The following is a 23,729-nucleotide window of genomic DNA, read 5'->3' as shown; positions in this document are numbered from 1 at the left end:
AAATGGAATTTGAAATAGGAATTTCAAATTCCGATTCTAAATTCTAAAGCCCTAAACGCTCGTAGATTTTATCAACATTTTTAAGATGATAATCGCTGTTAAATACGGCTTTTATTTCATCAGCGTTTAGTATATTTTTTATCTCTTCGTTTTCGTTGATAACATCACTAAATTGAAGTTTTTCACTCCATGCTTTTTTGGTTAGGCTTTGCACTAAATCATAAGCGTTTTCTCTTGAATAGCCTTTATTTATTAGCATTAATAATAATTGCTGAGAATAGATTAGCCCGTAAGAATTCTCTAAGTTTTTAAGCATTCGCTCAGGGTAAATTATGAGATTTTTTACAATGCCACTAAATCTTTTTAGCATATAATCAAGCAAAATTGTTACATCAGGAAGCATAATTCTCTCAGCACTTGAATGGCTAATATCGCGCTCATGCCATAGGTTTATATTTTCATACGCCGTAATTAAATACCCCCTAATCACACGGCTAAGACCACAAATATTCTCACTTCCTATTGGGTTTTTCTTATGTGGCATTGCTGAGCTGCCTTTTTGATTTTCACTAAAATATTCAAGCATTTCAAAGCATTCTGTTTTGGCAAGGTGTCTAATTTCAGTTGCAAATCGCTCAAGCGCACTTGCAATTAAGGCACACACGCTTATATAATTTGCGTGCAAATCACGTGGTAGTATTTGCGTGCTTATATTTGCTACTTTTAGCCCTAAACTTTCACAAATTAACTCTTCAATCTCCATTGGCACATTTGCATAAGTGCCAACTGCACCGCTAATTTTACCAACTCTAATCTCTTCACAAGCACTCTTAAAACGCTCGTAATTGCGTCTAATTTCTTCATAAAAATAAGCAAACTTAAGCCCAGCAGTAGTAAGCTCAGCATGAACGCCATGAGTTCTTCCTATTTCAATAGTATATTTATGCTCATTTGCTTTTGTCTTTAAAATATCAAGCAAAATTTCTAAGTCTTTAAGAATAATTTCATTAGCTTTTTTGAGTTGCAAGGCTTGTGCAGTATCTACAACATCAGTGCTTGTTAGCCCATAATGAACCCATTTTTTTTCTTCGCCTAAATTAAGCGATAATGCCCTTGTAAAGGCTATTACATCGTGCTTTGTTTGTTCTTCTATTTCTTTAATCTTTGCTATATCAAACTTAGCATTCTTAAGCAAATTTTCTAAATCTGTGCTTGGCACAACGCCTATTTTATTAAACGCCTTGCAAGCTGCAAGTTCAACTTCTAGCCAAGCATTAAATTTAGACTCTTCGCTCCAAATATTACTCATTTCATCATTGCTATATCTTGCTATCATCTTTTAAATAATCCTTTTAATAAATTTTCAGCAGGTTTTAGTGTTTCATTAAGTTTTTCGCTATTGTTTTTACCTGTTAGTTTATCTAGCACTTTTACTGCGTTTTCAACGGTGTTTTTTGCATCAGGGATGAATTTTACATCTTCATCTATACCTGCGATTTTTCCTTTTACTTCGTTATTGTTAAATGAAACTAAAATAGATGCATTTATAACTTTACTTAAAGTATTATAAGTTCCGTTGCTAACTGCGATTTTTGCATTTGTTGCGCTTATATTTGCATTATAATCAATTAGATTTTTATTTATATTTACTAAAACATCGCCTTTATCAAACACAACCTTAGTTACATCGGTATTTAAAATCGTATTAATTAGCTTAATAGTTTTGTGATATTTTAAATGACCTTTTCCAAGATTTGCTATTAGTTTTCCGCTAGCTTGTTTTAAATCATAATCTAAATTCCCATTCACATTAGCCTTATAAACATCTATTAAATCAAAAGATTTTGCTAAATTTTCTAAAGCTACATTAGATAAATTTGCATTAAATTTATCGCCATTTAGCTTAGCGTTTAATTTACCGCCAAAAAATTCATTTGAGTTTAGCGTAAGATTTAAAATCTTATCAAATACCAAATCACCTTGCACAGCGATATTTCCACTCATATTTTTATTAAGCATTTTATTAAAATTAGCTAGATTTGCACTTGCGTTATAATTTGCATTAACAATGCCTTTTTTATAAGTTCCATTAGCATTAAAGCTATCTACTAAATCTGTGATTAATTTCGCATCTAAAGTAATGTTTTCGGCACCACTAAGCTTAATATTTGCATTTGCATTTACTTTTGAATTAACATCTAAATCATAAGCTTTTTTAAAATAACTTGGAACTGTTTTACCGTTAATCTCAAGATTTGCATTTCCAACTAAGTTTTTTAAATCGCTTAATTTTGCATCGATATTAATGTCAGCATCAAGCATTTTATCTTGATTCAAAAGCCCTAATAAAGCTAATGATTTTAATCCTTTAATACTTGCATTTAAATCATTTTTACCTAATGTAATATTAGAATTTGCACCTAATAAAAGTCCTTTAATATCGGCATTTTCTAAGCCTGATTTACCTAATTTTGCATTAGCTACAAGATTTATTAATTCACCACCTTGAAGTCTAACTAGCTCAGCATTTGCCCTTAAATCGGTGCTAATTGTGGTATTTTCTTGATTTATGGTAACTTTTGTAAGCTTTGTATTTATATTTTTACCACTTAAAACTGAATTAATATTTGCAACTTTATCTTTATAAAGAATATCTGAAGTAATTTTTAAATTAGAATTTAAAGTAGGATTTATAAATGCTAATTCGCTTAAATTAGTAATTACTTGACCTTTAATAACTTGATTTGTTAGATTAATCGGCTCAAAATTACTTGTAAGATTTAAAATATTTGATTTTATTTGTAAATTAGGTGTAATTTCGTTTGCTTTATAAGTGTTTTTTGAATCAATTATAACCTTACCAAATCTTGAAATATCAATACCAAAATCTTTTGTAATGCTAGGTTTTAGTTTAAGTTCTGAATAAATGCTAATTAAAGCTTTTGCATCAAGCTTATCTTTATCAAATTCATTTACATTTGCATTAAGGTTTATAAAGCCACTTGCGTAATCAACCCCAGCAATTTTGCTTAATTTTTCTACATCTAAATTATTTGCATCAAGATTTAGCTTAGTTGGAAAATAATCCTTCACATTAGCATCAAGTGTAAGTGGGCTAGTAAATATCACGCCTTTTCCATCTATATTAAAATCACTAAAATTACCCTTGATATTACCTGCGATATTTAGCGGGTCAGTGATTTTTAGAAGTTCTAAATTTTTGCCATTTAGCTCATATTTTACATCAAGACTTTGAGATAATAATGAAAAATCACCATTTACCTTAGCTTCTAGCATAGCATTAACTAAAACTTTTAAATTAATTTTTGAAATTCCTAATTCAAATTCTTCAATTTTTATTGCTATATTTGAGTTTTCATTCAATTTCTTTTCTGCAATATTTTTTACAAAGTTATTTCCAAATCCTGTAAATAACACACAATAAATTCCGATAAAAAGCACTAAAACAAGTGCTAGTATTGAATACAATAGCTTTTTCATTTGATACCCTTTAAGATAAATTATCAATAAACTTGAGCTGTTATAACTAAAGTTTATTTAGTGTTTTTAACTCATTTTATGATTTGATTTACCAATCTTTATTATAATTTAGCACTCAAATATTTAGAGTGATAAATCACAAGAAAGGAAAGAAAATGAATTTTACTCCATTAAACAAGCGTGTGCTAATCAAATGTGCAAATGAAACAAAAACAACAGCTTCAGGAATTATTATACCTGACAATGCTAAAGAAAAACCACAACAAGGCGAAGTTATTGCAGTTGCAAAAGACATTAGCGATGTAAAAGTAGGCGATAAAGTAGTATTTGGTAAATATGCTGGAAGCGAATTGAAAATTGATAATGAAAACTATTTAATATTAAGTTTTGATGATATTTTAGGAATTTTATAAGGAGATTTAAATGGCAAAAGAAATTTTTTATTCAGATGAAGCAAGAAATAAACTATACGAAGGCGTTAGAAAATTAAGTGACGCTGTAAAAGTTACAATGGGACCACGCGGCAGAAACGTATTAATTCAAAAAAGTTTCGGTGCTCCAACAATTACAAAAGATGGCGTAAGCGTTGCAAAAGAAATTGAATTAAAAGATACTTTAGAAAATATGGGTGCAAGTTTAGTTCGTGAAGTTGCAAGCAAAACTGCTGATCAAGCAGGTGATGGAACAACTACAGCAACAGTTCTAGCTCATGCAATCTTTAAAGAAGGTTTAAGAAATATAACAGCTGGAGCAAATCCAATTGAAGTTAAGCGTGGTATGGATAAAGCTTGCGAAGCAATCATAGCTGAACTAAAAGCTTTAGCAAAGCCTGTTGCAGGAAATAGAAAGCAAATCGCACAAGTTGCTACAATTTCAGCCAATAGCGATGAAAAAATCGGACAATTAATCGCTGATGCAATGGAAAAAGTAGGTAAAGATGGCGTTATCACAGTTGAAGAAGCAAAATCAATCAATGATGAATTAAGCGTTGTTGAAGGTATGCAATTTGATAGAGGTTATTTAAGCCCATATTTTATTACAAATGCTGATAAAATGAATTGCGAATTAAGCAATCCTTTAATTTTATTATATGATAAAAAAATCACTAACTTAAAAGACATTTTACCTGTGCTTGAAACTGCACAAAAAAATGGTCGCCCACTTTTAATTATCGCTGAAGATATTGAAGGTGAAGCATTAGCAACTTTAGTTGTAAATAAATTAAGAGGTATTTTAAATATCGCTGCTGTTAAAGCTCCTGGTTTTGGCGATAGAAGAAAAGCAATGCTTGAAGATATTGCAATCTTAACAGGTGGAACAGTAATTTGCGAAGAAATGGGAAGAACTCTTGAGAGTGCAAATGCAGCTGACTTAGGAAGTGCAAGCTCAATCGTAATTGATAAAGACAATACTACAATCGTAAATGGCGCAGGTAGCAAAGATGCAATCAATGCAAGAATTAATCAAATAAAAGCTCAAATTGCTGAAACTACAAGCGATTATGATAGAGAAAAATTACAAGAGCGTTTAGCAAAATTAAGCGGTGGTGTTGCTGTTATCAAGGTTGGTGCTGCAACTGAAACTGAAATGAAAGAGAAAAAAGATAGAGTTGATGATGCGTTGAGTGCTACAAAAGCTGCTGTTGAAGAAGGTATAGTAATAGGTGGCGGTGCTGCATTAATTCATGCTACAAATAGAATTAATCTAAATCTTGAAGGAGATGAATTAATCGGTGCAAATATCGTTCGCAGAGCTATCAAAGCTCCAATTCGCCAAATCTCTGAAAACGCAGGATTTGATTCAGGTGTTATCGTAAATACAATTGAAACTTGCAAAGATGAAAATAGAGGCTTTGATGCTGCAAGTGGCGAGTATGTAGATATGTATGAAGCTGGAATTATTGACCCTGTTAAAGTTGAGCGCGTAGCATTACAAAATGCTGTAAGCGTTGCTTCAATGCTACTTACAACAGAAGCTACAATTAGCGATATTAAAGAAGATAAAGCTGATATGCCAGCTATGCCAATGGGTGGCGGAATGGGCGGAATGCCAGGAATGATGTAAAAAGCCCTAGCTTAAGGGCTTTTTCGTAAAGAATTTGAAATAGGAATTTCAAATTCTTTTATTTAATCTATCAAAATAAAAAGCACAAAAGATTGCTAAACAAGATATAAAAATCATATAATATCCACTTCCTATATTAAAGTGTTCGTGAGATTTAACAACGATAATAGGAGTTAAAAATCCAGCTATCGCATAAGCTAAATTATAAGAAAATCCTATACCTGTGTATCTTACATTAGCCTTATAAAGTTTGCACATAAATAAAGATGTAAAATTAACAATACCTGCAAAAAATGCCGCAAGAAAATAAAACACGCAAGTAATGATTAAATCTTTTAAAATATATAAAGAATAAAAATAACTAGCAACACTAATTCCTAATAAACAAGCAAAAATTATACAAACTAAACTAGGTTTAAAAGTATCTGCTAATTTTCCGCAAACAACAAGCCCTAACATCATACAAGCACTTGCAATTATTTGAATACTTGTGTTTAAAGTAGCTTTGATTTCTAAAATTTTCTTAGTAAAATTTGGCATCATAATTAGCAAAACAACGACACAAGCAGTAAGAACAAAGGTTAAAAGCATTGATAAAATTATTTCTTGCTTGTAGTCTTTTAATACAGCTTTTATAGGAAAATCATTTAACTTTTTTTCTGCTTTCATTTGTAAAAATACAGGTGTTTCTTGCAAAAATTTTCTTAAATATATACTAATTAGACCAAAAATTCCACCTACTAAGAAAGGAATTCTATAAGCATAATCTGATATTTCTTGCTCGGTATAGTTTAATTGAAGCAATAAAGCACTAAGAGCTCCTAAAGTAATACCACCACAAACGCCACTTGTTAAAACCCCTAAAAATAAAGCTTTATTATTTTCTTTGCTATGCTCGTATATAAAAGCCCATGCAGCAGGCAATTCTCCACCTATTGCAACTCCTTGAACTAATCTAATAAGTAGCAATATTGCGATGGCAAAATATCCAATTTGCTCGTAAGTTGGCATTATGGCAAAAATAAAAGTTGGAACAACCATTAAAATAATGCTTAGTAAAAACATATTCTTTCTTCCAAATTTATCACCAAAATGAGCCATAACAACTCCACCCAAAGGTCTTGCTAAATATCCGGCTGCAAAAGCTCCGTAAGTATTAAGTAATTTTATACTCTCATCAAGTTCAGCTGGAAAAAAATGATGAGTAAAATACGGCGTAAAAATCGCAAAAATGATAAAATCATAAAACTCTAATGTCCCACCCAACGCACTTAAAATAAGCGTTTTAGTATCTTTTTTATTAATAGTATTCATACTTTTCCTTTAAATTGTTTTGTCTTGTTTAAAATGGTTAAATTAATTTGAGTGTGAGAGTATATAGGTAAGGCTTGGCCTTACCAATAGATATAAGTTTTTGTAGATTTAATGTCTGCGTAATTTAAAATAGTGCCGTCTTCTAAAGTGATTTTTTCGTCATCTGCACTAAGTAATTTTGAAATGATTTCTTCTTTTTCTTTAGTTTTTACTTTTACAATTTCGCCTATGCTTAATTTAAAATGCTCTGGTTTTGTTAGCTTTCTCTCAAGTCCAGGAGAACTAACTTCTAAAAAGTATTTTTCATCTGTTGGCGGATTTAAATCTAATATAGGAGAGATTAATCTGCTAAATTTTTCGCAATCATCTAGGCTAACTGATTTATTACTAGAATTTTTCAAAATATAAATTCTGTAAATGAAATTGTCGCCTTCTTTTGCTAATTCAGTATCGTAAATAACTAAATTAAGCTGTTTAGCTAAATCATCTAGCTGCATTATTGCCTTTCTTTATTAATTTGTTTAAATAATTCTTCTATTCTATTGATTTTATCTAAACTATCGTCAAACTTAAAATGAAAATTTGGGCATCTATACATACCCAAAGCTCCCAAACAATGAGCTTGCAATACTTTGCTAACTTTTCTTAATTTTGACAAAACTAAATTTTGTTCATCTTTAGTTAGCCCCATTTTATCTAAATAAATAAAAGCATCATAGCGACCTTTCTTACAATCTACATCATTTACAAGCAAAGAATTAAGCATAGGATCATCTAAATTAGCTAAGGCTTCTCCTATTAATTCTTTTAATAAACTTTGAGTTCTAAGACGCTTGATTTGTGCTTTATCATTCATTATAGACTTACCTTACTTTGAACTTCTTTATAGCTTTCAATAAAATCACCTTCTCTCATATCGTTAAAGTTTGCGATACCAACGCCACATTCATAACCTTTACTAACTTCTTTAGCATCATCTTTAAAGCGTTTAAGAGAGCTAATTTCTCCTTCAAAAACAACAACACCTTCACGAATAACACGGATTTTTGCACCCCTTACAATGCTACCATCTGTTACCATACATCCTGCGATTTGCCCTACTTTTGGAACATTGATTACTTGTCTAATTTCCGCTTGTCCAAGTTGTTCTTCACTAATAATAGGACTCATTAAGCCACCTAAAATAGCTTTGATTTCATCAATTAGATTATAAATTACATTGTATGTTTTAATCTCTACTTTAGCTTCTTTTGCTTTTTCTTTAATATCACCTGTTGGGCGAACATTAAATCCTACTATCACACCGCCACTAGCTTGTGCTAAAGCAATATCTCCTTGAGAAATACCGCCAACACCACCTAAAACTATATCAACTTTTACTTCATCGTTTGATAGTTTTTCAAGGCTTCCTTTAATAGCTTCTAATGTTCCACCAACATCAGCTTTTAAAATCACAGGAAGAGATTTTAAATTGCCTTCTTTAATTTTTGCACTAAGTTCATCAAGACTTACTTTAGTTGATTTACTTAATTCTTTTTGTCTTAGATATTCATGGCGTTTTTGTGCATAATCTCTTGCTTCTTTATCAGTTGCCACGCTAATTAAAGTTTCGCCTGCTTCAGGTATTTCATTAAGACCCATAATCACACCGCACTCACCTGGTAAAATCTCTTTAAGTGCATTGCCTTTACTATCTGTAATACTTTTAATTCTTCCATAAGCAATACCTGCTACAACAGTATCTCCAACTTTTAGCGTTCCGTTTTCCATAATCACGGTTGTTACTACACCACGACCTTTTTGAAGTGAGCTTTCTACTATATTTGCTTTTGCTGCTGCGTTTTTATTAGCACGAAGTTCTAGGATTTCAGCTTGAAGTAAAATGATTTCAAGTAAATCTTCAATTCCTGTTCCTTTTAAAGCACTAATATGAACGAACTCATGACTTCCACCCCACTCTGTTGGCATAATATCAAGCTCTGCTAATTGAGTTTTTACTCTATCAGGATTTGCTGCTTCTTTATCTATTTTATTTACTGCGATAATGATTGGAACACCTGCTGCTTTTGCGTGTGAAATTGCTTCTTTTGTTTGTGGTTTTACACCATCATCAGCAGCTACTACAATGATTACTATATCAGTTACACTCGCACCCCTTGCACGCATTGCAGAGAAAGCCTCGTGACCTGGAGTATCGATAAAGGTAATGTTTTTACCATTTTTATTAACCATATAAGCACCTACGTGCTGAGTAATTCCACCAGCTTCACCACTTGCTACACGGCTATTTCTAATATAATCAAGTAAGCTTGTCTTACCATGATCAACGTGTCCCATGATAGTAACAACAGGAACTTTTATATCATTTAATTCTTCTTGATTTTCTTCATAATCAGCCACATAGTCAAATTGTGCAGTTTCATCAAAAAAGCTAATCTCAATTCCAAACTCAAGACCTAAAATCTCAATTGTTTCTTCATCTAAGAAATCATTCTTAGTTGTCATCATTCCTTGCATAAATAATTTTGAGATTAATTCGCTATCTTTTTTGCCTAGTTTTTCAGCTAATTCATATAATCTTATTTCTTTTGGAATTTTTACGCTAGTAATTTCTTCGTTATTTTGCTCTTTTTTGTAAGCTTTAGATTTTTTACGGCGAGATCTTGCTATTGAATTATTTGTAAATTGATTGATTTGATTATTAAATGCACTTCTTAAAGAATTTTGAGCTTTTGCTGGTTTTTCTTCTTCTTTTTTCTCATTAAATGAAAAATCAGGCATTACAACCATATCATCTTCATCATCATTAATTTCTGCAAAATTAGTATCAAAATCCATTTTAGATGAGCTTTCTTTTTTAGCTGCAGGAACTATTTTTTTTGCTTTTTTCTTTTTTAAACTCTCATCTGTGCTAAAAATTGATGCAAAAGAAACAGGTTCTTGAGATTTTGCTTTAGGTTTAATCTCTTCTTTTGGCTCTTCTTTTACTGCATTTTTTTTCTTAATAATTACTAATCCACGGCGTTTTTCAAGACCACTTTTTGCAAGACTCATAGGCTCTTCTTTAGGTTGCTCTTTTTTTTCTACTTCATTAGTTTTCATTTCTTCTTTAACTTCTACCTTAGTGATTTTTTCTTCTACTATTATTTCTTCTTTTTTTTCTTCTTTAGGTTCTTGTTTAACTTCTGCTTTTACTTCCTTTTGTTTGGTTTCAGTTTTTTTTGTTTTTTCAACCTTTTCAGTTTTAGTTTTAGAATTTTTAGTAGTAGTTGCTTTTGTGTTAGATTTTTTAACGCTTTTTGTAGATTTTGCAACCTCATCTTTTAATACTTGTTGAATTGTGCCATTTTTTAAATATTCATAAATTGCACCTGCAATCTCTTCATTAACTGCTTTTTGAACCGATTTAAATTCAAATCCTAATTCATTGATTTTTTCTAAAGTTTCTTTATTTGAAAACCCTAATTCTGTTGCAATTTCACTAATTTTTACATTCGCCATTTATAAAAACCTTTCTTTTATTTTACTAGCAAGTTCTTTTTTGTCTATGTTATTTTTAACAACCTTATGCAAAGATTTTAAAAATTCATTATCATCTTTAGCTAAGCAAATATCACATAAATACATACTTCTTCCGCTATTAAAGCTAAATAATACTTCATTTGAAAGTATTTGAAAACGCTTTAATTCGCTTTGATTTTTTCTATTCTTACAGATGATACACATTCTAATAGGTTTTGCTTTTTTCATAATGTTTTAATTTTAATTGTTTTTGCTTAACAGAAGTTGTTAAGCTTATGTTTTGTAATTCCTATTTCAAATTCTTTAATTTAAATATCGCCCCTTAATTTAAAAAAGGAGCGATTGGTTAAAATTGATATCTTAAGTTTAAATTAAAATTATAATTTACTTTAAAATCTCCACCAAATACTCTTTCAGCTTCAAGATTAATTCTTGTATTATTATTTAATTTATAAGAACCAAATAAATTAGCATAAGCTCTACTATCTTTACCGGTTCTAGTATCTTTAGTACCAAAAATATCTTTAATTTCATATTTTACTTTACTATCATTTAAGTCAAATATTTCACCAACACCGGCTCTTAATTCAATTTTATCATTAGGCTTAACTATAGCATTAACGCCTGTTTTAATATTAACAAGTACATAAGATTTTGATTTCATAACTAATTTATCACTCTTAATTTCATTACTTGGAATATAACCTGTAATTAACTCAGCTTGTGGTTCTATAATTAGTTTTTCACCTACAGGCATCCTGTATCCTGCTTCTATGCTTGCTAACATAGCATGTTGAGTTTTTGAGCTTAATTTCTTATCATTACTATTGCCTAATAATTCATTTTCATATTTACCTTTTGAATTTAGATACTTAATTACTCCATCCAAATAAAGTCCGCTATTATACAACTTTGAAGCATAAGCACTAAGCACAAAAGTATCTTGTTTACCACTTATTTCTTTACTTAAATCTTGTCTATTGTAACCTAAACTAACTCCAAATAAGGTATCATCACTAATGTATTTGTCGGCACCCATTGTAAATGAATAATACTTAATATCTTGATAATCTTTATAAGAACCTTTTCCAGCATAGCTTCTAAACCATACTCCTTGCTCTCCTTCTAAATCCCTAATTTCACCAAGCCTTTTTGTCATATTGTTAATTTCTAAATTATATGCAAATCTTGCTTGATTTAGTGCTGTATGAGCTAAATTAATAGCTGCTTGATTTTGCTTTGTTTCGCTTAAAGTATAGCTAGGTGCATTTTCTTTTATTAAATTTTCAAAAGTATTAGTGTTGTCTACTACTACACTTCCATCCTCTTTAATAGTTAGCACACCACTTGCTGTTAGGCTATCTACTAAAGTTTTATCAGCACTTTCTGAGATTTTTAAATCACTTGTTAAAATACCTTTATCAACTAAAATTGCTTGTTCTATACTTGCTCCATTTTCTAAAGCTTTAGCAACTTCTGAGTTTTTACTAGGATTTACGATATAAGATACAGTTCCATCTGCTAATGTTTTAACACTTACTTCACTAGTAGTAGCCGCTGCTAATCTTACTACTTGTTCTGCTTGAATGCTAATATCTTCTTTACCAAACTTACCATTTAAATTTTTAATAATTATAATAGTAGCAAATTTATTACTTGCATTTACCTTAAGATTATTTATAGTAGCACCGTCTAAAGCTGTTATTATTGTATCTTTTGTAGCCATAGTTGTATCAATTGTAACATTATCTAAATTTAGTTTGTTTGAAGCTAAGTTTTCTGTTTTAATAACAGCATTTTTGATATTTAACTCATTTGATTTAATGCTATTGTTTTCGATATTTACAAGCTTATTAGTTTGTCCTTCGATATTTAATTTACCAAAAGTTTTATCCATAAATAAATTGGTTTTTTCACTTGCTTTTGAACTATTTAAATCAAAACCTTTAATATTGCTTGTGATATTTAAATTCTTAGCTTCTAGCGTTGTAGCTATTAATCCTGCTCCTGCTTCTAGTGGTTTATTTAAAGTAACATCAGCGTAAGAGATACCAGTGTTTTTATCTTTTGAATTTGCAATGCTATCTAAAAAGCTTTGATCAATTACTTCTGAAGTAATTTTTTTAGTATTATGTACCCCACCTAAAGCACCTAAATTAATATTACCGTCACTATCTATCGCACCTTTACTTGCTAGTAATTTATAAAATTCTGTATCGGTTTTAAGCTTGCCATTAGTTGCATAAAAATCATTTGATGAAAATCCACCTTCACCTAAAGCAATTGCAAGAGCATTTATTTTAAGGCTTCCATCAGTATCAGTAATACTCTTTACCCATTCATCATTACCAATTGCAAATACTTTAAAGCCATCTTTTGCAATGCCTTTAATACCTGCTGGAGTGATACTTGAAATACCTGCATTTGTAGAAGCAATCTTAAAGAAATCATCGGCACCTTCTTTAATAAGTGCTATTGAAATAGGATCTTCTTTATTTACGTTTGCAATTGCTTTTGCACTTGCACTTAAAGTATTTTGCCCACCAGTTGCTCTGCCATAAACAATAGCACCACCATCAGTAATATTTAATTTTGTAGCATTTAATTGATTTGCAAAAATCACACTAGTATTTAAATCAACATCATAAATATTAATAGTATCTGCTCTAGCTTCTGCATTTAATAATCTTGAATTAATTAAATTTATAGTGCCTTTTCCTGTCTTTAAAGCATCTTTAAATACATAATCACCACTAGTATCGCTTATACTAAGTTGCTCGCCACTTCTTAGATTTAGACCATTTAAAGTAGAGTTTAAAACATTTATCGAATTAGTGCTAGCAAACTCAGGAAAATATTGAGAATTATTTGTAATATTTGTAGCTTTAATTGTAATATCGCTTAGTTTTGGATTTGAAATATTTGAGCTTGCTATTTTGCCATCTTCGTAATTTTTATATACCTTAGGTGCTTCATACATAGCATTATATAAAGCTTCTTCATTGCTATCTTTTACAAAGCCATCTACATTAGAATTATCCTTAAATGTCATATTTGCTAAACTATCAAGTTTCATTGATGTGCCACTTATTACATCAGTAACTTTAGGGATATTTATACTAGTTGAAATAGGCTTTGCAGGTGTTAAATCTTCCCAAGGTTTGCTTTCTGGTTTAGGATTTGGTTTAGTATTAGGATTTTCGGGTTTAGTTTCTGGAAGTATTGGAAGATTACTATTAGTGCCTGTAGCTATTTCTTCTAAATTTTGTAATTTCTCAAAAAATTTACTCTCTATAAAATAATCATTCTCATCAATAATCCCTAACTCTTTAAACACTTTGTATTCTTTAGCATCTTTTGATACTTTACCATCATCGGTAAACTCTAAATGATACATTATTTGTTGCAATGACTCCAAATACGATGCCTCAAGTATTTTTTGAGTTTCTAAACTTTTTGCTGAATTATCAAAAATCGTATATCCATCTTTTGATTTAACGTAAACTAATGCAGGTGTTATAGAGCTTATACCTTCATCATTTGCTTTGATATTGAAAAAACTTTTAGGAACATCGCCTTTTAAAAGAATAAATAAATTATTTTCGTCGTTCATAATCAAATCATTATTACTTCCTGTAGTTTTAACAAATACTTTTAAAAAACCACCATTACTAGCATCAAAAACAGAATTACTTACATTTAACTCGTTTGTATTGATATTAAAATTAGCTAAAGTAGAATTATTCATATTTAATTTATTCAAATGAATCCTAGCCCTATTAATCTTTGAATTATTAATAGTAGCTATAGCTTTATTATTATATTGCTTTGCTAAAAAAGTCCTATAATAAGCACCATTTGAAGATTTTAAATAAACATCATTGCCTAAATCCAAAAGCAAATTATCAATATCTGCATAATCTATTGAAACATTATTTCCAAAAACCGCAAAAGTATTTGTTGGCTTAATGTTAAAAATATTTTCTTTGCTTCCATAAATATTAACATCATCTTTTTGAACATAAGTTGGCATGGCTAATTCTCCGGTAGCAAAATCATAAGCAATAATATTATATTGCTTAATAATCTGAGAACCTAATAAAGCAGAATTAGTATAATTCGTAACTATCTTTGTAACAAAATCATCTAAACTATCAGAATTAGTAAAATTAATAGTAGCAGCATGAATACTACTTGCCGCAACAAGACTTAAAAATAAAGATTTTTTTCTCATTACAAGTTTTCCTTTCTTAAAAAATAAACTTCATTCTACTTAAAAATGGGGGGGGGTAGTCAAGGAATTTTATAAATATTTTAAAAAATATTTATTTTTTGTAACATTAATTTATATTTATTTTGTGAAAATAAAAAATTATTAAATTTAAAGCATTGATTAAGTTTGCAAATACTAAAAAATGAAAGTTATTAATGATTTGAAAATACTAATTCAAATTCCTTGAAAATATCTTTGAAATTTAAAGGAATTTAAAATAAGAATTTAAAAATTCTAAAATCAAATTCCGAATTCAAATTCTTTCAAATTTCAAACACTTTTTAGGTAAAAACACGAAATATTTTGAAGTAGTTTTGTTGTGTAAAAGTATGATTAAAAATTTAATTTTAGATTTAAGATGAAGATTTGTAAACTAAAAAATCATCCTATTTCAAAAAGAATTTGAAATAGGAATTTAAAATTAAGATTTAGATTTTTCCATACGGCGTCTTACCGTTGGATCTAAATAACGCTTTCTAATACGAATATTTTGTGGAGTAACTTCTACTAATTCATCTTCTTCAATCCATTCCATAGCACGCTCAAGATTTAGCTTTCTAGGTGGAACAAGCTTAATAGCTTCATCACTTCCACTAGCACGAACGTTAGTTAAGTTCTTTCCTTTAATAGGATTTACATCAAGATCATTCGGACGACTATGCTCTCCTATAATCATTCCTATATAAGTTTTTGCTTGTGGGTCTATAAATAACACTCCTCTATCTTGAAGATTCCATAATGAATAAGCAAGCGCAACTCCGTTTTCCATACTTACAAGCGCTCCATTTTGGCGTTTTTCAACGCTACCTACAAATGGTCTAAAGTCTAAAAAGCTATGATTCATTACACCTTCGCCTTTAGTATCAGTTAAAAATTGACTTCTAAAGCCAATAAGACCACGAGCAGGGATTTCAAACTCAAGTCTAGTTTGTCCATCACCTGTTGGAACCATGCTCTTCATTTCTGCTCTTCTTCTTCCAAGTTTTTCAATAACCGTTCCACTAAACTCATCAGGCACATCTATTACTAAGTTTTCAAATGGCTCAGTTTTTACACCATTTTCAACTTTAACAATAACTTCAGGTCTTCCTAAACAAAACTCAAAGCCTTCTCTTCTCATATTTTCAGCTAAAATTGTGATTTGTAACTCACCACGACCACTTACTTTAAACTTACCTTCGCCGATATTTTCATATCTCATCGCAATATTTGTTTTCATTTCTGCTTCAAGTCTTTCAGCGATTTTATTACTTGTAACATGCTTTCCTTCAGTTCCTGCTAAAGGACCATCATTTACGCTAAATACAACGCTTAAAGTTGGCTCTTCTATATGAAGTGGATCAAGTGGCACAGGATTAGCAGGATCAACAATACTATCTCCAACATCTAAAGCATCAAAACCTGCAATCGCTACGATATCTCCAGTGCTTGCATTATCAATATCCATTTTTTCTAAGCCCATAAAGCCTATTAGTTTTGAAATTCTTCCTGTTTGCTTGCTTCCATCAGCTTTTGCTAACATTACATTTTGATTTTTTGTAATAGTTCCGTTAAAAATCCTTGCGATACCGATTTTACCTACGAAGTTATCATAACCTAATGTGAAAACTTGTAATTGTAAAGGATTGTCATTGCTACCACTTGGAGCTGGAACATGCTCAATAATCTTGTCAAATAGTGGTTGCATATCTTTACTATCATCATCTAATTCTTTTTTTGCAATTCCTTCTTTACCTATTGCATAAATAACAGGGAAATCTAATTGCTCATCAGTTGCATCAAGTGCTGCAAAAAGGTCAAATACTTCATTAATAACCCTATCAGGATCAGCTGCTTGTTTGTCTATTTTATTTACAACAACTATTGGTCTTAAACCTAATGCTAAAGCTTTTTTAACAACGAATTTTGTTTGTGGCATAACACCTTCTTGAGCATCAACGATTAATAAAACCCCATCAATCATCTTTAAAACACGCTCAACTTCTCCACCAAAATCTGCGTGGCCTGGAGTGTCTATAATATTTATCTTTGTGCCTTTGTAATTAATAGCTGTGTTTTTTGAAAGAATGGTAATACCACGCTCCTTCTCAATGTCATTACTATCCATTACACGATCATCAATTTGCTCTCTTTCGCTAAAAGTTCCTGATTGTTTTAATAATTGATCAACCATTGTAGTCTTGCCGTGATCTACGTGTGCAATTACTGCTATATTTCTAATACTCAATGTTTTCTCCTTAATTTAAAGTTAAAGTTTAATTAAATTAAGTTAATTTTTAGATATATAAATACAAAAAATTGGAACGGATTTTGCTAATTCTTGTGAAGTTTTAAACTAAGGATAAAAATGAAAGATTTATTAATTTTACAAGATGTAAAAAACCTAAGTGCAAAAAAAGGTAAAGGTTCAAAAAAATCAGGTGGGGAAGGCTTTGCTGATTTATTATTTAATCAAACAGATGCTAAAAATACTAAAAATAATTTATTAGTTATGCAAAATGTCTTTAAGGCAAAAAATGAGATAAAATACAAAGATTTAAAGCAAGCAAACACTGAAATAAATCTAGCATCATCATTACTTAATGAAAAGCCTAGCAATAAAGAACCTAATTTATTAGCAAATCTTTTACAAAATCCAAAAAATTTAAATGAAAAAGTATCGCAAATTGTAAAAAATGCAAAAGAAGTTAATGAATTTTTGCCTGAAAGATTGCAAATTAGCGAAGCTGAAATAATGCAAGATATACAAAAATCTATGCAAGATTTTGAATATGGAAAAGAATTATTTGATGACTTAAATTTCGTTCAAATATTAGACTTTTTAACCATATTAAAACAAGATAGTAAAAATGCTGAGCTTAATAACTTTTCTAGTTTAAAAAACATAGTAAATAATAAAATAAACCTTGAAACTTTTGCAAATACTACAAGCGTTCATTCTCTTGTTGAACTTGCTAAAGAACATAAATTAGGTCTTAGCAATATAACTTATGAAAAAATCAAAAACAATGAATATAACGAGCAAATTTTTGCTAAGCCATATCCGAAATTATATGAGCAAAACTTCTTCTCACATGCTTTAAATAAAGAGCCTAAAAGCACTAAATTAGAAGATGTAAAAAAAATCAATCTTGAAAATATACTAAATCAAAAAGAAGTAAAACTAGATAATAAAACAACAGAAAAAATAATAACAAACAATCAACAACAAAAAAACATTGAAAGCACTCTAAAAACTGGGGCTTTAAATGAGCTTTTAAGTAAAATTTCAAAAGATACAAACGAAGTAAAACCAAGTAAGGAATTAAGAGCTGAGATTTTAAAAGTAATATCAAACGAAAACGATACGCCTAAACAAAATATAAAAGAAGCTCCTATTACCCTAAAAGATAATAAAGAAATAGCAAAAGATTTCATAAAACCACAAATGCAAACTCAAATTCAAGCAGAAAAACCTATCCAAAATGAGTTGCCAAAAATAGAAAATGAAATAATTATGCCAACTGAAGAAAGTTTTGAAGAGCTAGTTCAAAGTGATGATAAAATAGAAATAAATAAAGAAAAAATAAGCTTACCAGAGAGCTTAAAGCTTGATTTCTTAAATCCTAATAAAGAACTTAGCAAAGAACAAACAAAATTAGTAATTGATAATTTTACAAGAGATTTTAAAGAAGAAATAGAAAAATTTAAAGCTCCAAGCCACAAAGTTAGCATTAATTTAAATCCTAAAGAATTAGGAGAAATTAATGTAACAATGGTTGCTAGAGGAAATAATTTACATATTAACTTAAACTCAAACAACCAAAACACCTTAAACCTATTTATAGCTAACCAGCAAGAGTTTAAAAACAGCCTTGTAAATATGGGCTTTACTGGACTTGCTATGAACTTTGGTGATAAAAAAGATGGACAAAGAGAACAAGAGCAACAAAAAGCTCGTAAAAAATACGAAGAGATAGAAGAACTAGAAGCTACAAGCGATATGCCAAGTGGAATTAACGCTGTGCTTTATAAATATTTTTAAAGGGGTAAAAAATGTTAGTTTCTTTAGTGTCAATAATGTTAATAGGAACAATGATAATTTTAGCAGTAGGTTTTGCAGCCAGGCTATATTTTAAAGATACTTAATAGATTTTCGCTTACTTAATTCCTATTTCAAATTCTTTTAGGTGCTTTATTAATGCTATATGAAAAATAAGTTTATTATGAGAGTTCACTTATTCTAATAATACATTTTTCATACTTTATTTAGAAGAAAAAGATGAGATTAGTAGAAATTTATAGTGATGAGTTTTGCAATTTTGCAAAAGATGTACAAAAAACTTTTCAAATAAGTTTAAAGATAAAACAAATGAAAATGTAATTACAATTGATGAGATTTTAAAATCTCTAAAGAACAAAAAGGCTAAATTTTTATGTATATGATAATGATATAAAGGTCGGTAGAGTTTGTTTATTAATAGATGAAAATACTCAAAATAATAGCCTTGAATTATTTTATATACTTGAAAAATTTCATAGCAAGGGTTATGACTTGACAAATAATAGAAAAAACCTTTCCTAAAACTAAAGTTTAAAGCACAATTACGCCTTATTTTGAAATAAGAAATATTCATTTTTATATTAATAAATGTGGTTTTAAAATAGTTTAATTATCAAATTTATCCGATAAATTTAATAATCTTAAAGAGTTAGAATGGTTCTTTGAGTTTGAAAAAATAATGAATAATTAAATTCCTATTTCAAATTCTTTAGGGGCAAATGCCCCTATTATTATGCTTTTACAGGTTCAGTGAATACTACAATTTCAGGTGCTTTACCTTCAAATTTCTTAATATTTACTAGTGCTGTATGAGAGATATTTCCGTTTGCAAGCTCACTTGTAGGAATATCAATTGTTAGCACGTTTGCACAACCATATTTGCAATCGCCGTTATTGTCAGGATCATACCAGCCACCTTCTTGTAATACAACAACGCCAGCCATTACATCATCGCTAACTTTTGCACCAGCAATTACCTTACCACGAGCATTATACACTTCTACTAAATCGCCATCTTTAATACCCTTAGCTTTTGCATCTTTAGTATTAATTAAGATTGGCTCATGTCCATTTACAGCATAAGTTTCTCTTAAACTTGTATGGCAAAGTTGTGAGTGTAAGCGGCTTGTTGGGTGTGGGCTTACCATGTGAAACTCTGCAGGTTTATCTTTCATACCTAACCACTCGATTGGCTCCATCCAAGTTGGGTGAGCTTTGCAGTCTTTATAACCCATTTTTTCAATAGTTTCGCTATAAATCTCTATAAGTCCACTTGGAGTTCCTAGTGGATTTAAGATAGGATCTTCTACGAAATCTTTAAAGCGAACGAATTCATAAGCACTTTGGTCAGCTTCAAATTCTAATGCCTTGTTTGCTTCCCAGAAATCTTTAAAGCTTGGCATTTCTACGCTTGAGCTTGATTTTGCAGCGTTATAGTATTTTTCTACCATTTCAAACGGAGTTTGATTTTCGCAATATGCGTTATATAATTTATTTGCTAAAGCAGCTGCATCTTTTGCTTTACCACCCTTACTTAATACACAATATTCTCCATAAACTTTTATAAGCTCAGCAAATATGCTAAAGTCATCTTTACTCTCACCTACCGGAGCAACTGCAGCTTTCATAGGAACTATATGCATATTTGAATAATCCCCACTCATAGAAATATCATCTCTTTCATATTGGCTAGTTGCAGGAAGTAAAATATCAGCCATTCTAGCTGTTGGAGTCCAGTAAATCTCATTTACTACTATTGTTTTTGGCTTTTGCCATGCTTTTACTAAAGTTTTTAAATCTTGGTGATGAACGAATGGATTACCTCCTACCCAGTAAATATAATCTATATCACTATAAGTAATCTTCTTACCATTGTGATCAATTGTCTTACCTGGGTTTAGTAGCATATCAGCAATTCTAGCTACTGGAATAGCTTTATCTGTTGTTTTTTGTAACCAGCTTTGACCTGTATTTTTCTCATTATTGTTATCTTTTGATTCAACCAAATGTCCGTTACTATCAAATGTAGCACCAACTACACCTTTAAACTCGCCTTTATCCCACATGCCAACAAGGTTTGCATTAACACCGCCTACGATTGGAGCATTTGTGGTTGCAACACCACCATTTGAATAATGATAGCTTAGACCAAATCCACCACCATCTTTACCAATGTGTCCTAGCATTGCACATAAAGTTACAAGCATCCAGTGAGGTTGCTCTCCGTGATGAGCTCTTTGCATACCCCAACCACTCATTACTAAGCTTAGATTTTCTCTTAATTCTTTTGCTAAATTCTCAATAACACTTGCTTTTACGCCGCAAATCTTCTCAGCCCATTTGCTATCTTTTTTAACGCCATCAGTTTTACCCATTAAGTAGTCTTTAAATTTATCAAATCCTACCGTATAGTTTTCCATAAATTCAGCATCATAAAGCTTCTTATCGATTAGATATGTAGCCATACCCATCATCATAGCCACGTCAGTATTTGGTCTTGGTTTTATCCAATCACCTTTGCCTTCAAAAAACTTAACCGTATTGCTTGCTCTTGGGTCAATGCAAATTACTTTGATTTTGCTTTCTTTGATTTTTTCCATATAAGCACGACCTTCGCCATCGGTTACAGTCCATGCAATTTTTAGTGTATCAATAGGGTTTGCTCCCCAAATAACAATAACTTTTGTATTTTCTAATACCAAATCATAATTGGTTTGTTGCTCATAAACTTCAATTGAACCTACAACATGTGGCATAATAACTTGTGATGCACCAGTTGAATAATCTCCTAATGAACCAACAAATCCACCAGTTAAGTTCATAAATCTATGAAGTAATGTTCTTGAGTTATGAACGTTACCGCTTGATTTCCAACCATAACTACCAGCAAAAATTCCATCAGCACCTTTTTCATCATAAGTTCTTTTTAAACCTTCAGCTACAAGCTTTAAAGCCTTATCCCAGCTTACACGAACCCACTCATCTTTACCACGAAGCTCAGGTTTATTATCTAGTGGATTTTCTAAGAAACTCTTTCTAACATAAGGATATTTTACACGATTAGCATACACTAAATCAGGTGTGTAGTGTTGTAAATCATTTGTTAAAGTCTTTGTTTGTTTTGCGTTAAATGGTTCGCTTTTTACAACTTTACCATCTTTTATAGTTAATTTTAAAATACCCCAGTGAGCACCTGTTACAACTTCGCCATTTTTTACTAAACCACTAGCAACTGCTTTGCTTTCAGCTCCAAGTAAATTAATAGGAGCAAAACTCATAGCACCAACTGCTGCTGAACCTTTTAAAAAACTTCTTCTATTTAACATAATTTCTCCTTTCGTTATTTCATATCTTTTGCATGTTTTTGTAGATATTGCACTACTAATTGTCTGTCTTCTTTATCAATTCCTGTTCTTGTTTCCATTGCTTTGAATGTTGCAGGCCATTGGTTTGCACTAAACTCAGTTACAGGATGAAGTGGATGGCAAATTCCGCAATTTTCTTCAAACATAGCCTTACCTTTTTCAAGAAGTGGCTTAGCTGAACTTTCTAAATCAACTAATTCTTCTTTTTTTGCATAAACTTTAATTGAAGCTATGCTAAAACCATTTTTTAATTCTTTTTCAACCTTAAAATCTACTTTAGAATTTTTACCAAATGCAGCAACTAATATTCTATTTTTGTCATTGAAATATAAAATATTTCCTGAATTAGGATTGTAATATCCTTTAATTGTAAGCTCTGCCATATCGCCATCTTTTGTAATTTCAAAAGCATTTGTTGGAAGTAACTTTCCTTCAGCTTTTTTAGCATCTACTGAAGTGTAAAGATTAATAATCTTACCGCTAAATTGCTCAGCAGCAAACATAGAAGCCACTAAAGCACAGCTTAGAAAAATCTTTTTCATAAATCTCCTTAAATAAAAATTAATTTTTAAAACTTGTTAAAAATTATAAAATTATTGCACTTATTAGTAAATATTTTTATCTTATGAATAATTTATTGAATATTTAATGATGTGTGTAAATTAGATATATTAAGTATGATTTTTAAAATATAAAATAATTAGAAGAATAATATATTATTTGCAAAATAATTTTGAAATTCCTATTTCAAATTCTTTGAAAATTATTAGAAATTCTGTGTAAAAAAGTAAAGAATTTGAAATAGGAATTTCAAATTCTTTAAAAGATTATTTTAATACTTTAGGAAGTGTTATTCCTGTTTGGTTTTGATACTTACCTTTTTTGTCAGCATAAGATGTAATGCAAGGCTCATCACCTTGTAAAAATAAAACCTGTGCTATTCCTTCATTTGCATAAATTTTAGCTGGTAGTGGAGTTGTGTTGCTAATCTCAATAGTAATATGACCACAAAAACCTGGCTCAAACGGTGTTACATTTACAATGATCCCACATCTTGCATATGTGCTTTTACCAAGACAAATTGCTAAAACATCTCTAGGCATTTTAAAATACTCAACCGTTCTAGCAAGTGCAAATGAGTTTGCAGGAACTATACATTCATCGCCTACAAAATCAACCACATTTTTATCGTTAAAATCTTTAGGGTCAATCATTGTGCTATTTACATTTGTAAAAATTTTAAACTCACGACCTACACGAATATCATATCCATAACTTGAAAGCCCATAACTAACTACATTTTTTCCTACATTTTCTTCGCAAAACGGAGTTATCATTTCGTGTTTTAATGCCATTTCTTTTATCCAAACATCGCTTTTAAGTCCCATTATTTATCCTTTATATGATTTTTACCTATTATTGCATTTTTAATTAATCTAAGTGTAAAGTTAAAATGTAAAAGTGATTGTTAAAAAGAAGATGGCGCGGCGGACGGGGCTCGAACCCGCGACCTCCGGCGTGACAGGCCGATATTCTAACCAGCTGAACTACCGCCGCACCGATATTAAAATGGTGGTCGCTATAAGACTCGAACTTATGACATCCACCTTGTAAGGGTGGCGCTCTACCAACTGAGCTAAGCGACCGA

At 30.5% G+C, this 23,729-nt stretch carries 15 protein-coding genes and 2 tRNA genes; 3 read left to right on the top strand and 14 right to left on the bottom strand.

All coding sequences use genetic code 11. From position 1 onward, the window contains the following. Positions 1-43: 43 nt before the first annotated feature. Positions 44-1,336 carry an adenylosuccinate lyase gene (purB, locus tag AVANS_RS01150; RefSeq protein ID WP_239817830.1) on the bottom strand — a complete coding sequence of 431 codons (1,293 nt, stop codon included), beginning with the start codon at positions 1,334-1,336 and terminating at the stop codon, positions 44-46. After that, on the bottom strand, positions 1,333-3,501 hold the full coding sequence (locus tag AVANS_RS01145) for a hypothetical protein (protein WP_239817829.1): 2,169 nt from the start codon (positions 3,499-3,501) through the stop codon (positions 1,333-1,335). The genes purB and AVANS_RS01145 overlap by 4 nt, the downstream gene beginning before the upstream one ends. A 155-nt stretch (positions 3,502-3,656) precedes the next feature. On the opposite strand from AVANS_RS01145, the gene groES reads away from it, so the two are divergent. Both groES and groL read left to right on the top strand, forming a co-directional pair. Next, positions 3,657-3,914, top strand: a complete 258-nt coding sequence (gene groES / locus AVANS_RS01140; protein ID WP_239817828.1) for a co-chaperone GroES — start codon at positions 3,657-3,659, stop codon at positions 3,912-3,914. A gap of 10 nt (positions 3,915-3,924) precedes the next feature. Continuing rightward, entirely contained in the window at positions 3,925-5,565 is a 1,641-nt protein-coding gene (gene groL / locus AVANS_RS01135) for a chaperonin GroEL (protein ID WP_239817827.1), read from the top strand. 48 nt (positions 5,566-5,613) lie between these two features. Here the strand turns inward: groL and AVANS_RS01130 are convergent, their stop codons facing one another. The 7 genes from AVANS_RS01130 to typA form a co-directional block, all read right to left on the bottom strand. Continuing rightward, the gene (locus AVANS_RS01130) at positions 5,614-6,879 is read right to left on the bottom strand and encodes an MFS transporter (RefSeq protein ID WP_239817826.1); all 1,266 of its coding nucleotides are present in this window, start codon (positions 6,877-6,879) and stop codon (positions 5,614-5,616) included. Positions 6,880-6,959: 80 nt separating this feature from the next. After that, positions 6,960-7,376, bottom strand: coding sequence for a ribosome maturation factor (locus AVANS_RS01125; RefSeq protein WP_239817825.1), 417 nt, complete (start codon positions 7,374-7,376; stop codon positions 6,960-6,962). Next, positions 7,376-7,735, bottom strand: a complete 360-nt coding sequence (gene rbfA / locus AVANS_RS01120) for a 30S ribosome-binding factor RbfA (protein WP_239817824.1) — start codon at positions 7,733-7,735, stop codon at positions 7,376-7,378. The genes AVANS_RS01125 and rbfA overlap by 1 nt, the downstream gene beginning before the upstream one ends. Then, positions 7,735-10,380 (bottom strand): translation initiation factor IF-2, encoded by a 2,646-nt coding sequence (infB, locus tag AVANS_RS01115; protein ID WP_239817823.1) that lies wholly within the window; start codon positions 10,378-10,380, stop codon positions 7,735-7,737. Before infB ends, rbfA begins: the two co-directional genes overlap by 1 nt. Beyond that, positions 10,381-10,629, bottom strand: coding sequence for a DUF448 domain-containing protein (locus AVANS_RS01110; protein ID WP_239817822.1), 249 nt, complete (start codon positions 10,627-10,629; stop codon positions 10,381-10,383). Positions 10,630-10,747: 118 nt separating this feature from the next. Continuing rightward, positions 10,748-14,635, bottom strand: coding sequence for an autotransporter outer membrane beta-barrel domain-containing protein (locus tag AVANS_RS01105; protein ID WP_239817821.1), 3,888 nt, complete (start codon positions 14,633-14,635; stop codon positions 10,748-10,750). A gap of 460 nt (positions 14,636-15,095) precedes the next feature. Next, a complete protein-coding gene (typA, locus tag AVANS_RS01100; protein ID WP_275583448.1) occupies positions 15,096-16,901 on the bottom strand; it encodes a translational GTPase TypA in 1,806 nt (601 codons plus the stop codon). Positions 16,902-17,021: 120 nt separating this feature from the next. On the opposite strand from typA, the gene AVANS_RS01095 reads away from it, so the two are divergent. Next, complete coding sequence (locus AVANS_RS01095) at positions 17,022-18,698, top strand: flagellar hook-length control protein FliK (RefSeq protein ID WP_239817820.1); 1,677 nt, start codon at positions 17,022-17,024, stop codon at positions 18,696-18,698. Between the two features lie 749 nt (positions 18,699-19,447). On the opposite strand, the gene AVANS_RS01090 is transcribed toward AVANS_RS01095, so the two are convergent. The 5 genes from AVANS_RS01090 to AVANS_RS01070 all read right to left on the bottom strand — a co-directional run bounded on the left by AVANS_RS01090 (position 19,448) and on the right by AVANS_RS01070 (position 23,727). Then, positions 19,448-22,042 (bottom strand): molybdopterin-dependent oxidoreductase, encoded by a 2,595-nt coding sequence (locus tag AVANS_RS01090; RefSeq protein ID WP_239817819.1) that lies wholly within the window; start codon positions 22,040-22,042, stop codon positions 19,448-19,450. 14 nt (positions 22,043-22,056) lie between these two features. After that, positions 22,057-22,623, bottom strand: coding sequence for a cytochrome C (locus AVANS_RS01085; protein WP_239817818.1), 567 nt, complete (start codon positions 22,621-22,623; stop codon positions 22,057-22,059). Between the two features lie 285 nt (positions 22,624-22,908). After that, a complete protein-coding gene (gene dcd / locus AVANS_RS01080) occupies positions 22,909-23,469 on the bottom strand; it encodes a dCTP deaminase (RefSeq protein ID WP_239817817.1) in 561 nt (186 codons plus the stop codon). Between the two features lie 92 nt (positions 23,470-23,561). Next, positions 23,562-23,638, bottom strand: a tRNA-Asp gene (locus tag AVANS_RS01075). Positions 23,639-23,651: 13 nt separating this feature from the next. Continuing rightward, positions 23,652-23,727, bottom strand: a tRNA-Val gene (locus AVANS_RS01070). Positions 23,728-23,729 lie beyond the last annotated feature (2 nt).

Source organism: Campylobacter sp. RM5004, assembly GCF_022369455.1.
Classification (GTDB): domain Bacteria; phylum Campylobacterota; class Campylobacteria; order Campylobacterales; family Campylobacteraceae; genus Campylobacter_E.
Note: the sequence above shows the minus strand (reverse complement) of the source record. Positions and strands in the feature narration are given on the sequence as shown.